Source organism: Seonamhaeicola marinus (assembly GCF_008085455.1).
On the sequence record NZ_VSDQ01000544.1, the window covers coordinates 1 to 309 of the forward strand.

Here is a 309-nt window from a genome sequence, read left to right on the forward strand (position 1 = left end):
TGGAGAATTTCCTTTTGGAGATATAACAAAACCTGAAACAAAAAATTATATACCTGATAATTTTGATGTGCTTTGTGCAGGTTTCCCTTGTCAAGCGTTTTCGATTGCAGGAAGACGTGGCGGATTTGAAGATACAAGAGGAACACTATTTTTTGACGTAGCAGAAATCATCAAGAAAAAACAACCAAAAGCAATTTTCCTTGAAAATGTAAAAGGATTAAGAAATCACGACAAAGGAAAAACTTTGGCAACTATTTTAAATGTACTTCGAGAAGATTTAGGATATTATGTTCCAGAACCTCAAATTAT

1 protein-coding gene is annotated in these 309 nt (G+C 33.0%); it reads left to right on the forward strand.

What is annotated here, in order from left to right:
• Positions 1-309 (forward strand): DNA (cytosine-5-)-methyltransferase (gene dcm, locus FUA24_RS08180; RefSeq protein WP_148541254.1); only part of this gene is annotated, 309 nt, incomplete at both ends.